Source organism: Streptomyces sp. NPDC033216 (assembly GCF_055577115.1).
Map to the genome: position 1 here is coordinate 702,096 of NZ_JBVIQK010000001.1, position 12,692 is coordinate 714,787.

A 12,692-nucleotide genomic window follows, 5' to 3' on the forward strand; every position below is an offset into this window, starting at 1 on the left:
GTTGAGCGGTCGGCGGAGTCGCGGCGGGAGGCGAACAGCCGCCAACTTCCCTGCCGGGCCACCCCCTTGACCGAATCAGGTCGGCGTGGGCACCTCGCGGAATCACGGGCGGACCGTCCGGTCCGCGGCCCCACCCCTGGACAACATCTGAGGTTAGGCTAACCTACCTTCGAATTGTCCGGCGGTGATCCGCCCCGTTCGAAAGCAGCCACACTCATGTCCAACGCCAGAGCCACTCACCTCACCCGTCGCGGCATCCTCGCCGCCGGTGGCGCCCTCGGCCTCGGTGCCGTGCTCGCAGCCTGCGGGGACGACGACCCGGAGAGCGGTGGCTCGAAGTCGACGAAGGGCGCTGCCGCCAAGTCCGGCCCCTGGACGTTCAAGGACGACCGCGGGACCACCGTGAAGCTCGACAGAATCCCGGCGAACATCGTCGCGTTCACCGGCGTCGCGGCCGCCCTGTACGACTACGGCGTCCAGGTCAAGGGTGTCTTCGGACCGACCAGAACCACCGACGGCAAGGCCGACGTCCAGGCCGGCGACATGGACATCACCAAGGTCGAGATCCTCGGCAACGTCTGGGACGAGTTCAACGTCGAGAAGTACGCGGCCCTCGCGCCCGACGTGCTCGTCTCCACGATGTTCGACAACGCCGGCACCCTCTGGTACGTCCCCGAGGCCTCCAAGGACAAGATCGCCAAGCTGGCCCCCAGCGTGGCCGTCTCCGTCTACGACCGGCAGCTCACCGCTCCGCTGGAGCGTATGTGGGAGCTGGCCGAGTCCCTCGGCGCGGACATGGCCGCCACGAAGGTCACCGACGCCAAGAAGCGTTTCGAGACGGCCGCCACCCGGCTGCGCGCCGCCGCCAAGGCCAAGCCCGACATCAAGGTGCTGGCCGGTTCCGCGAGCGACCAGCTGTTCTACGTCTCCGGCACCAACCTCTCCATCGACCTGGAGTACTTCAAGGCCCTCGGGGTGAACTTCATCGAGCCGCCGGAGAGCGCCAAGGCCGAGGGTGGCGGCTGGTACGAGTCGCTGAGCTGGGAGAACGTCGACAAGTACAAGGCCGACATCATCATGATGGACGACCGCTCCTCGACGATCCAGCCGGCCGACATCACCAAGCCGACGTGGAAGCAGCTCCCCGCGGTGAAGGCGGGGCAGGTCATCGCCCGTTCGCCCGAGCCGATCCTGTCGTACGACAAGTGCGTGCCGCTGCTGGAGACCCTCGCCGAGGCGCTCGAGAAGGCCAAGAAGGTCGCCTGACAGGGGTGATCCGGGGCCCGCGCGCACGGCCGAGCCGCTCAGCCGGGCCCGCCCCCGAAGAAGGCCGGCCGCCCCTCCCCCCGTTCCAGGAGCCCGCATGACCACGGCCGTTGCCGCCCCGTTCCGTTTCTTCTCCCTTCACGTCGTGCGGACGAGGCGGCTCGGCCCGTCCCTGGTCCGGGTGAGCCTCGCCGGAGAGGACCTCCGGCACTTCGTCTCCGACGGCCACGACCAGTCCCTGTCGCTGTTCCTGCCGCATCCGGGACAGGACGCGCCGGCCGTTCCCGTCGAGCTGGGGGACGGCTGGTGGCAGGGCTGGCGTGAACTGCCGGACGGCGTGAGGGCGGTGATGCGCTCGTACACCCTGCGGGAGCTGCGCCGGGATCCCGACGAGATCGACATCGACTTCGTGCTGCACACCCCGGCCGGACCCGCCTCCGCGTGGGCCGACCGGGCGGGCGCCGGGGACCGGGTGTTCGTGCTCGGGCCCGCCGTCGCCGACAACCGGGCGATCCGGTTCCGGCCGCCGCGGGACACCGACCTGGTGTTGCTGTGGGGTGACGAGACGGCCCTCCCGGCGATCGCGTCGATCCTGAAGTCGCTGCCCGCCGGCCGGCGCGTCCGGGCGTGGCTGGAAGTGCGCGACGCCGGGAACGCGCAGCACCTGGTGACCGCGGCGGACGCCGAGATCACCTGGCTGAGCGGCGGAACGTCGTCCCTCGACGCCCTGCGCGAGACCGCACTCCCGCCCACCGAGCGGCCGTACGTCTGGATCGCGGGCGAGTCGGGCTCGGTGAAGGCGCTGCGTCGGCACTTCGTGCGGGAGCGCGGCGTCGACCGGCGCCGGATCACCTTCGTGGGGTACTGGCGTCAGGGCATGACCGAGGAGCAGCTGCGCGCTGCCGAGTAGGCGAGCGAGGTGCCCGCCTGGGGCAGTCGGCCGACGGGCACGGACGTGATCACCGTCACGGCGAAGCGGGTGCGCCCCTCAAGAAACTTAGGTTAGGCTAACCTAAGTTCAATCGAGGCTCCGCTCCCGCGTCCGTCCCGCGGCGGACCCGTCCCCATCCCGGAGGACCCCCACGATGCGCTCGCACCTGCTCAATGACACGAACGCGGAGCGGTACCGCCGCACCGTGACCGAAGGAGTCGAGCGGGTGGCCGCCAAACTCGCCACCACCGACCGTCCGTTCACCGGCGTCACGGTGGACGCCCTCGCTCCCCGCATCGAGCGGATCGACCTCGACCGGCCCCTGGGCGACACCGCGGCGGTACTGGACGAGCTGGAGGAGGTCTACCTCCGCGACGCGATCTACTTCCACCACCCCCGCTACCTCGGCCATCTCAACTGCCCGGTCGTCATCCCGGCCGTGCTCGGCGAGGCGGTCCTGTCCGCCGTCAACTCCTCCCTGGACACCTGGGACCAGTCGGCCGGCGGGACCCTCATCGAGCGGAAGCTGGTCGACTGGACGGCCGCCCGCGTCGGCCTCGGCCCCGCCGCCGACGGCGTGTTCACCTCCGGCGGCAGCCAGTCCAACCTCCAGGCCCTGCTGCTCGCCCGCGAGGAGGCCAAGACCGACTCCCTGGACAGACTGCGCGTCTTCGCCTCCGACGTCAGCCACTTCAGCGTGAGGAAGTCCGCGAAACTGCTCGGTCTGGCCCCGGACGCCGTGGTCTCCATCCCCGTCGACCACGACAAGCGCATGCAGACCGTCGCCCTCGCCCGCGAGCTGGAGCGCTGCGCGCGGGAGGGCCTGGTGCCCATGGCCGTCGTCGCCACCGCCGGCACGACCGACTTCGGCTCCATCGATCCGCTGCCCGAGATCGCCGAGCTGTGCCAGCAGTACGGCGCCTGGATGCACGTCGACGCCGCCTACGGCTGCGGGCTGCTCGCCTCGGTGAAGTACCGCGGCCGGATCGACGGCATCGAGCACGCCGACTCCGTGACCGTGGACTACCACAAGTCCTTCTTCCAGCCGGTGAGTTCCTCGGCCCTGCTGGTCAAGGACGCGGCCACGCTGCGCCACGCCACCTACCACGCCGAGTACCTGAACCCCCGCCGCATGGTGCAGGAACGCATCCCCAACCAGGTCGACAAGTCCCTCCAGACCACCCGCCGCTTCGACGCCCTCAAACTGTGGATGACACTGCGCACGATGGGTGCCGACGGCATCGGTCAGCTCTTCGACGAGGTCTGCGACCTCGCGGTGGAGGGCTGGAGACTGCTCGCCGCCGACCCGCGCTTCGACGTCGTCGTGGAGCCGTCGCTGTCCACCCTGGTCTTCCGCTACGTCCCGCGGGCCGTGACCGACCCGGCCGAGATCGACCGCGCCAACCTCCACGCCCGCAAGGCGCTGTTCGCCTCCGGTGACGCCGTGGTGGCGGGCACCAAGGTGAGCGGCCGCCACTACCTGAAGTTCACCCTGCTCAACCCCGAGACGACGGTCGACGACATGGCCGCCGTCCTCGATCTGATCGCCGGCCACGCCGAGCAGTACCTGGGAGAGTCCCTTGACCGCGCGTCCTGAAAGCCCCGCAGCGACCCACGACTTCGTCGGGATCGGGCTCGGCCCCTTCAACCTCGGCCTCGCCTGTCTGACCGAGCCCATCGACGAACTCACCGGCGTCTTCCTGGAGTCGAAGCCCGACTTCGAGTGGCACGCCGGCATGTTCCTCGACGGCGCGCACCTCCAGACGCCGTTCATGTCGGACCTGGTGACCCTCGCCGACCCGACCTCGCCGTACTCCTTCCTCAACTACCTGAAGGAGAAGGGCCGCCTGTACTCGTTCTACATCCGCGAGAACTTCTACCCCCTGCGCGTCGAGTACGACGACTACTGCCGCTGGGCCGCGAACAAGCTCAGCAGCGTGCGCTTCTCGACGACGGTCGCCGAGGTGACGTACGACGAGGACGCGGCGCTGTACGCCGTGCGGACCACGGACGGCGAGGAGTTCCGCGCCCCTCACCTGGTCCTCGGGACGGGCACCCCGCCGTACGTGCCGGAGGCCTGCGAGGGCCTGGGCGGCGACTTCCTGCACAACTCCCGTTACATGCGGCACAAGGCGGAGCTCCAGAAGAAGGAGTCGATCACGCTGGTCGGCTCCGGCCAGTCGGCCGCCGAGATCTACTACGACCTGCTCAGCGAGATCGACGTCCACGGCTACCAGCTCAACTGGGTTACGCGCTCGCCGCGCTTCTTCCCCCTCGAATACACCAAGCTGACGCTGGAGATGACGTCCCCCGAGTACGTCGACTACTTCCGCGAGCTGCCGGAGGCCACCCGCTACCGGCTCACGGCCGAGCAGAAGGGCCTGTTCAAGGGCATCGACGGCGACCTCATCAACGAGATCTTCGACCTGCTGTACCAGAAGAACCTCGGCGGTCCGGTGCCCACCCGCCTGCTCACCAACTCGGCGCTGCGCGGCGCGCGTCACGAGAACGGCACCTACACCCTGTCCTTCCGCCAGGAGGAGCAGGGCAAGGACTTCGAGCTGACCTCGCAGGGTCTGGTCCTCGCCACCGGCTACAAGTACGCCGAGCCCGCGTTCCTGAAGCCGGTCCGCGACCGGCTGCGCTACGACTCGCGGGGCAATTTCGACGTCGCCCGCAACTACGCCATCGACACCACGGGCCGCGGCGTGTTCCTCCAGAACGCGGGCGTGCACACGCACAGCATCACCAGCCCGGACCTCGGCATGGGTGCCTACCGCAACAGCTGCATCATCCGCGAGCTGCTCGGCAGCGAGTACTACCCGGTCGAGAAGACCATCGCCTTCCAGGAGTTCAGCGCATGACCGCCCATCCGTCGCCCACCACCGCCCGCGACGACAGCCCGCGCGCCGTCCCCTCCGACGCGGCCGTCGGCCGTCTCACCCTCCGTCCCCTCGACCCCCTGAAGGACGCCGAGCTGCTGCACTCCTGGGTGACGCACCCCAAGGCGGCCTTCTGGATGATGCAGGACGCGAAACTGGTGGACGTCGAGCGCGCCTACATGGAGATCGCCGCCGACGAGCACCACCACGCCCTGCTCGGGCTGCACGACGGCGTACCCGCCTTCCTGATGGAGTACTACGACCCGCGCCACCGCGAACTGGTCGGTCTGTACGAGCCGCGCCCCGGCGACGTCGGCATGCACTTCCTGGTCGCTCCCACCGACCGGCCCGTGCACGGCTTCACCCGCGCGGTCATCACCGCCGTCATGGCGCACCTCTTCGCGGACCCGGCCACCGAGCGGGTCGTGGTCGAGCCCGACGTCTCCAACACGGCCGTGCACGCGCTGAACGAGGCCGTCGGCTTCGTCCCCGAGCGCGAGATCCAGAAGCCGGAGAAGTCGGCGCTGCTCAGCTTCTGCACGCGGGCACGGTTCGTGGCGGCCACGGGGGTGGGCGCGTGAGCCTCGCCGACGCCGTTTCCCACCTCTCCCCCGAGCGCTGGGAGAAGGCCAACCGCCTGCTGGTGCGCAAGGCCCTCGCGGAGTTCGCGCACGAACGGTTGATCACACCCGAGTTGACGTCCGGGTCCACGCCCGGGGCCACATCCGGTGCCACATCCGGGTCCACGGACGACAACCGCTACGTCGTACGCAGCGACGACGGCCTGACGTACTACCGCTTCACCGCCGTGCGTCGCCTCCTCGACCACTGGCAGATCGACGCCGACTCGATCACCCGCACCCGCGACGGCGCCGAACTCCCCGTCGCGGCACTCGACTTCTTCCTCGAGCTGAAGCGGACCCTCGGGCTGAGCGAGGAGATCCTGCCGGTCTACCTGGAGGAGATCTCCTCCACTCTCTCCGGCACCTGCTACAAGCTCACCAAGCCGCAGGTCACGGCCGCCGAACTGGTGGGCGGCGGCTTCCAGGCCATCGAGACGGGGATGACCGAGGGCCATCCCTGCTTCGTCGCCAACAACGGGAGACTCGGCTTCGGCGTCCACGACTACCTGTCGTACGCGCCGGAGACCGCGAGCCCCGTCCGCCTGGTGTGGCTGGCCGCGCACCGGTCGCGGGCGGCGTTCACGGCGGGCGTCGGCATCGACTACGCGTCGTTCGTCCGGCAGGAGCTGGGGGCGGAGACGGTCGACCGGTTCGACGGTGTGCTGCGCGAGCGGGGCCTCGACCCGGCCGACTACCTCCTCATCCCCGTCCACCCCTGGCAGTGGTGGAACAAGCTCGCCGTCACCTTCGCCGCCGAGGTCGCCCGCGGAAACCTGGTGTGCCTGGGCGAGGGCGACGACGAGTACCTGGCACAGCAGTCCATCCGGACGTTCTTCAACAGGTCCGACCCCGAGAAGCATTACGTGAAGACGGCCCTGTCCGTCCTCAACATGGGCTTCATGCGCGGCCTGTCGGCGGCGTACATGGAGGCGACCCCGGCGATCAACGACTGGCTGGCCCAGCTGATCGACAACGACCCCGTACTGAAGTCCACGGGGCTGTCGATCATCCGGGAGCGGGCGGCCGTCGGTTACCGGCACCTGGAGTACGAGGCGGCGACCGACCGCTACTCCCCGTACCGCAAAATGCTGGCCGCGCTGTGGCGGGAGAGCCCCGTCCCCTCCCTCCAGGACGGCGAGTCCCTCGCCACGATGGCCGCCCTGGTCCACGTGGACCACGACGGCAGGTCGGTGGCCGGCGCGCTGATCGAGCGGTCCGGCCTGGCCCCCTCCGAGTGGCTGCGGCACTACCTGCGGGCCTACTACACCCCGCTGCTGCACACCTTCTACGCGTACGACCTGGTCTTCATGCCGCACGGCGAGAACACCATCCTGGTGCTGAAGGACGGCGTCGTGCAGCGGGCGGTCTACAAGGACATCGCCGAGGAGATCGCCGTCATGGACCCGGACGCGGTGCTGCCGCCCGAGGTGCGGCGCATCCGGGTCGAGGTCCCCGAGGACAAGAAGCTCCTGTCGATCTTCACGGACGTCTTCGACTGCTTCTTCCGCTTCCTCGCCGCCGGCCTGGCCGCCGAAGGAGTCCTGGAGGAGGACGACTTCTGGCGCACGGTCGCCGAGGTCACCCGCGAGTACCAGGAGGCCAACCCGGAACTCGCCGACCGGTTCCGGCAGTACGACATGTTCGCCCCCGAGTTCGCGCTGTCCTGCCTCAACCGGCTCCAGCTGCGGAACAACCGGCAGATGGTGGACCTGGCGGACCCGTCGGGCGCCCTCCAACTGATCGGCACCCTGAAGAACCCCATCGCCGGGTTCTGACCTCCCCCGACAGGCGGACGCCCCCGAGTACGGTCCTCGGGCGGCGTCCGTCGTCGTCCCGTGCTTGCCCGTCAGGCCTTTGCCCGTCACGTGCTTGCCCGTCGCCCCTGTTGCGCTCCGTCGTCCCGCCGCTCGGCCCGGCGCGGAGCGAACCGGTGATGAAACAATCCCCCCATGGCGGAAATCATCCAGAAGGACGGCACCTGGGCCTTCGACGGGGATGCCCTGCGGCTGACGCCGGGACGGGACAAGAACGTCAGTCTGCTCCGCGCGACCCTCGGTGAGATCGTCGTGCCGCTGGGGGCGTTGGCCGGCCTCTCGTTCGAGCAGGGCAAGAGGTCCGGGCGGCTCCGACTGCGGCTGCGCGACGGCGCCTGCCCCCTGCTGCACGCCACCGGCGGCCGGCTCACCGAACCCCACGACCCCTACCAGCTGGTGGTGGAGCCCGACCGCTACGGCGTCGCCGAGTACCTCGTGGACGAGGCGCGCCACGCGCTGCTGCTGGACCAGGTCCCCGCCGGCCCGGTGGAGGCCTATCTGCTGCCGGGCCCGTCCGTGCCCCTGTCGGTGTCCGCCGGGGACGGCACCGCGAGCTTCGACGGCGAGCGGGTGCGCCTGGAGTGGAACTGGAAGACGGAGGACGCCAAGGCCGCCGCCGGCGTCCGCACCCTGCCCGTCGGCGAGATCACGGCCGTGGAGTGGTATCCGTCGGCCGGTCTGGAGAACGGTCACCTGCGGTTCACGGTCCGGGGCGCGCCGGTGAAGACCCCGGCCAAGTACGACCCGAACGCCGTGGAGCTGTGGGGTTTCAAGAGGGACCCGCTGATGGCGCTGGTCGCGGCCGCCGTGCAGGCCAGGCTCCCGCACCCGGCCGCGGGCCCCGAGGACGCCGTACGGCCGTCCGGGGACGGGCCGCGGGCGGTCGCGGCCGCCTCCACGGTCGCCGAGGACGGCCATGACGCGCTGCTGCGGCGGCTGCGGGAGCTGGGCGAGCTGCGTCGCGACGGGGTGCTCACGGAGGAGGAGTTCGCGCTGGCCAAGCAGGCGGTCCTCAAGCGCATGTGAGAGCGGGGCGAGGACGCCGGACGGGCGCTGCCCGGCACGGCGCGCCACCGTGAGGTGGTCGATCCGCCCGCCGGTCCCGGCGATGCCGCGCACGGTCAGGGTGGCGGAGCGGCCCTCGGCTGCGGGAGCGACGTCCACGCGCAGGGAGGAGTGGTCGTGGCGGCGCACCCGCGACCGGACGTGCCCGGACAGGCCATGCGAGGAATGGCCATGGCGTCTGAACCCGTGTCCTCGGGCGACGAATCGCGGGCGCGGGCATGGACGGCTCACGAACAGGCGCTCAGGAGAGGTTCACCGTCTCCCCCGAACCCCCGGCGCAGGGCCCTGCCCGGAATCGGGCAAGATTCTTGCGAATCTTCCGTCGGTACCCCAGGATCTACCGGGTGCACGACGAACTCGTTGATCACCTGACACGCTCCACCCCCCTGAACCGGGGTGAAGCGCTGCGGGTGATCCAGGACGTTCTCGCCTACTTCGACGAGACGACCGAGGAGTACGTCCGCCGCCGCCACCGCGAGCTCCAGGCCCAGGGCCTGGTCAACGCGGAGATCTTCGAACGGATCGCGGCGGATCTGAGATACCGGGCGGTCGCGCCGCCGGAGCCGACGCTCCGCCAGCTGCGCCGCATGGTCTACGGCTGAGCGACCGGCCCCGGACCAGCCGAGAACTACAGAGGGATTGCCTACACATGTGCGGAATCGTCGGATACATCGGGAAGCGTGACGTCGCGCCCCTGCTCCTGGAGGGCCTCCAGCGCCTGGAGTACCGCGGCTACGACTCCGCGGGCATCGTCGTCACCTCCCCGAAGACGGCCGGCCTGAAGATGGTCAAGGCCAAGGGGCGCGTCCGCGACCTGGAGGCCAAGGTCCCGGCGCGCTTCAAGGGCACCACCGGTATCGCCCACACCCGCTGGGCCACCCACGGCGCCCCCTCGGACGTGAACGCCCACCCGCACATGTCGGCCGACCTCAAGGTCGCCGTCGTCCACAACGGCATCGTCGACAACGCCTCCGACCTGCGCCGCAAGCTGGAGGCGGACGGCGTCGAGTTCCTCTCCGAGACCGACACCGAGGTCCTCGTCCACCTCATCGCCCGCTCCCAGGCCGAGAAGCTCGAGGACAAGGTCCGCGAGGCGCTGCGCGTGGTCGAGGGCACCTACGGCATCGCCGTCATGCACGCCGACTTCAACGACCGGATCGTCGTCGCCCGCAACGGCTCCCCGGTCGTCCTCGGCATCGGCGAGAAGGAGATGTTCGTCGCCTCGGACATCGCCGCCCTGGTCGCCCACACCCGCCAGATCGTCACCCTCGACGACGGCGAGATGGCCACCCTCAAGGCCGACGACTTCCGCACCTACACCACGGAGGGCACCCGCACCACGGCCGAGCCCACCACCGTGGAGTGGGAGGCCGCCTCCTACGACATGGGTGGCCACGACACCTACATGCACAAGGAGATCCACGAGCAGGCCGACGCCGTCGACCGCGTGCTGCGCGGCCGCATCGACGACCGCTTCTCCACCGTGCACCTCGGCGGCCTCAACCTGGACGCCCGCGAGGCGCGCCAGATCCGCCGCGTGAAGATCCTCGGCTGCGGCACCTCGTACCACGCGGGCATGATCGGCGCCCAGATGATCGAGGAGCTGGCCCGCATCCCCGCCGACGCCGAGCCCGCCTCCGAGTTCCGCTACCGCAACGCGGTCGTCGACCCCGACACCCTCTACATCGCCGTCTCCCAGTCCGGTGAGACGTACGACGTGCTGGCCGCCGTGCAGGAGCTGAAGCGCAAGGGCGCACGGGTCCTCGGCGTGGTGAACGTGGTCGGCTCGGCCATCGCCCGCGAGGCCGACGGCGGCGTCTACGTGCACGCCGGGCCGGAGGTCTGCGTCGTCTCCACCAAGTGCTTCACCAACACCACCGTCGCCTTCGCGCTGCTCGCCCTGCACCTCGGCCGCACCCGTGACCTGTCGGTGCGCGACGGCAAGCGGATCATCGAGGGTCTGCGCCGGCTGCCCGCCCAGATCGCCGAGATCCTGAAGGGCGAGGAGGAGATCAAGAAGCTGGCCGAGCAGTTCGCCGAGGCCCGCTCGATGCTCTTCATCGGCCGTGTCCGGGGCTATCCGGTGGCTCGTGAGGCCTCCCTGAAGCTCAAGGAGGTCTCGTACATCCACGCCGAGGCCTACCCGGCCTCCGAGCTGAAGCACGGCCCGCTCGCCCTGATCGAGCCCGCCCTGCCGACGGTCGCGATCGTCCCCGACGACGACCTGCTGGAGAAGAACCGCGCCGCCCTGGAGGAGATCAAGGCCCGCAGCGGCCGGATCCTCGCGGTGGCCCACCAGGAGCAGGAGAAGGCCGACCAGACGATCATCGTCCCCAAGAACGAGGACGAACTCGACCCCATCCTCATGGGCATCCCGCTCCAGCTCCTGGCCTACTACACGGCCAAGGCCCTCGGCCGCGACATCGACAAGCCGAGGAACCTGGCGAAGTCGGTGACGGTCGAGTAGGCCTCCGCACGGCCGAAGCGACGATCGAGCACCCCCCGAGCGACCAGGTCCGCGAGAGCGGCGCCGGTTCAGGCGCGAAGGGGGAACGGACCCCCCGTGACGCCACCCTGCACGGGGGGTCCGCTCCATTCGCCGGGGACGCCCAACTCCCCGGCGCGGCTGCCCAATCAGCCCGTGGCCGTCACGCCGGGGCGGGCAGCCCGTCGCGGGATCGCCGTAGGCCGGTGCGCGAGCGCGGGGGTCGCCGCGTACCGGGCCACCGCCCCCGCCGCGACGGCGAACCAGCCGTCGGCCCCGGCGAGGCCGTCGTCCTCGGCGACGTCGACTCGGCGAGTGGGAACGGGGCGACGAGGAAGGGCCCGCAGGCGCCCTCCGCGCGCTGGTGTGCGGCGCCGACCGTGAGGGGCGGCGCGACCGGGGCGAAAAGCGGCGGCAACAGGTCCGAGGCGTTCGCGGCGACCTGGGCACCGGCCCAGGCGGACCGGAGGGCGCCGACCACCACGAAGGCCGTACCGGAGACGGCGTCACGGTCGCGGAAGGCCATCAGGCCGGCGACGAAGAGGGCGACACCGCACACGTACCGGGCGACCGGCACGGCGTCGGCCGCCGTCACGCCGTCGACGGGGCCGGTGTGCCCAAGGCCGACGGCCAACTGGGGGACGCCGAGGGCGAGTCGGCCCACGGCGGTGGTGCCGCTTCCCGCGAGGACGTCTTCGTCCACGGCACGGCTCCCTTCACGCAGGCACGTCGTGCGGTGCACGGTACATGCCCTTCACAAGGGCACGGACCACCTCTACGCGCGAGTAGTTTCCTGCGACATCAAGGGAGTTGGAGAAATGCGGAAGTCATCCCACCTTCCGCGGCGGTGAGTTGCCCGGCGCGTCACGGGATGACGACGACCGGCCGCTTCGCCCGCTTGGCGAGCCGTCCCGCGACCGACCCGAAGATCCGCCCGACGAGGCCGTGCGTCGAACCGACGACGATCGCGTCCGCCGCGTACTCCCGCCCCACCTCTTCGAGTTCGTGGCAGATGTCACCGCCGCGCTCGACCAGGATCCAGGGGACCTCGGCCAGATACTCGGCGCAGGCCAGCTCCAGACCGAGCACCTCGGTGCGGTGGTCCGGCACGTCCACGAAGACGGGCGGCTCACAGCCCGCCCACACCGTGGTGGGCAGCCGGTTGGCCACATGCACGATGATCAGACCCGCACGGGAGCGGTGGGCCATGCCGACGGCGTACGCCAGGGCCCGCTCGCTGGAGGTCGATCCGTCGAAGCCGACGACGACACCGTGCTTGAAAGCGGGATCACAGGACGGGCGTGCCGCTTCCGCCGCCAGGGGGTCGGCCGCCGCGTGATCGGCGACCGGGCGCTTGCGGTCCGCTGGTTCGAAGAATTCGTAACCGGCCATGGCTGTCTCGGCGTATCGATCCTTGTACGGGTGGGACGAGCGTGAACGGCGGAGCGTGTCCGGGAATCATCTTCCCAACCCCATACCCCCAAGGGTACGGCGTCACGCCTCCACGGCCCAGTCCCGCCCACGGTCCGTAGGGGTTCCAGGGAGCATGCACGAGGGGCCGCCGTAACGCAATGGTCGCTGCCCGGTACAGGCGGTTCGCACGGGATCCGCGCACCCGCCGGTCGC

General features: G+C 70.3%; 11 protein-coding genes. 9 read left to right on the forward strand and 2 right to left on the reverse strand.

From position 1 onward, the window contains the following. Positions 1-216 precede the first annotated feature (216 nt). The 9 genes from ACZ5Y0_RS03020 (at position 217) to glmS (ending at position 11,048) form a co-directional block, all read left to right on the forward strand. Complete coding sequence (locus tag ACZ5Y0_RS03020) at positions 217-1,266, forward strand: ABC transporter substrate-binding protein (protein ID WP_469126875.1); 1,050 nt, start codon at positions 217-219, stop codon at positions 1,264-1,266. A gap of 97 nt (positions 1,267-1,363) precedes the next feature. Then, positions 1,364-2,176 (forward strand): siderophore-interacting protein, encoded by an 813-nt coding sequence (locus ACZ5Y0_RS03025; protein ID WP_469126876.1) that lies wholly within the window; start codon positions 1,364-1,366, stop codon positions 2,174-2,176. Between the two features lie 175 nt (positions 2,177-2,351). Further along, positions 2,352-3,794: a lysine decarboxylase DesA gene (gene desA, locus ACZ5Y0_RS03030; RefSeq protein ID WP_469126877.1), complete on the forward strand. Its 1,443-nt coding sequence runs from the start codon at positions 2,352-2,354 to the stop codon at positions 3,792-3,794. Next, entirely contained in the window at positions 3,778-5,061 is a 1,284-nt protein-coding gene (locus ACZ5Y0_RS03035; RefSeq protein WP_469126878.1) for a lysine N(6)-hydroxylase/L-ornithine N(5)-oxygenase family protein, read from the forward strand. Before desA ends, ACZ5Y0_RS03035 begins: the two co-directional genes overlap by 17 nt. After that, positions 5,058-5,660 (forward strand): GNAT family N-acetyltransferase, encoded by a 603-nt coding sequence (locus tag ACZ5Y0_RS03040; protein WP_469126879.1) that lies wholly within the window; start codon positions 5,058-5,060, stop codon positions 5,658-5,660. Before ACZ5Y0_RS03035 ends, ACZ5Y0_RS03040 begins: the two co-directional genes overlap by 4 nt. Then, positions 5,657-7,477 carry an IucA/IucC family protein gene (locus ACZ5Y0_RS03045; RefSeq protein ID WP_469126880.1) on the forward strand — a complete coding sequence of 607 codons (1,821 nt, stop codon included), beginning with the start codon at positions 5,657-5,659 and terminating at the stop codon, positions 7,475-7,477. Before ACZ5Y0_RS03040 ends, ACZ5Y0_RS03045 begins: the two co-directional genes overlap by 4 nt. A 174-nt stretch (positions 7,478-7,651) precedes the next feature. Beyond that, positions 7,652-8,542, forward strand: coding sequence for a DUF4429 domain-containing protein (locus ACZ5Y0_RS03050; RefSeq protein WP_469126881.1), 891 nt, complete (start codon positions 7,652-7,654; stop codon positions 8,540-8,542). A 383-nt stretch (positions 8,543-8,925) separates the two neighbouring features. Then, entirely contained in the window at positions 8,926-9,183 is a 258-nt protein-coding gene (locus ACZ5Y0_RS03055) for a hypothetical protein (protein ID WP_469126882.1), read from the forward strand. A gap of 47 nt (positions 9,184-9,230) precedes the next feature. Beyond that, a complete protein-coding gene (gene glmS / locus ACZ5Y0_RS03060; RefSeq protein ID WP_388704339.1) occupies positions 9,231-11,048 on the forward strand; it encodes a glutamine--fructose-6-phosphate transaminase (isomerizing) in 1,818 nt (605 codons plus the stop codon). 181 nt (positions 11,049-11,229) lie between these two features. On the opposite strand, the gene ACZ5Y0_RS03065 is transcribed toward glmS, so the two are convergent. Both ACZ5Y0_RS03065 and ACZ5Y0_RS03070 read right to left on the reverse strand, forming a co-directional pair. Further along, positions 11,230-11,769 (reverse strand): hypothetical protein, encoded by a 540-nt coding sequence (locus ACZ5Y0_RS03065; RefSeq protein ID WP_469126883.1) that lies wholly within the window; start codon positions 11,767-11,769, stop codon positions 11,230-11,232. Between the two features lie 161 nt (positions 11,770-11,930). After that, a complete protein-coding gene (locus ACZ5Y0_RS03070; protein ID WP_469126884.1) occupies positions 11,931-12,458 on the reverse strand; it encodes a universal stress protein in 528 nt (175 codons plus the stop codon). Between the last annotated feature and the right edge of the window lie 234 nt (positions 12,459-12,692).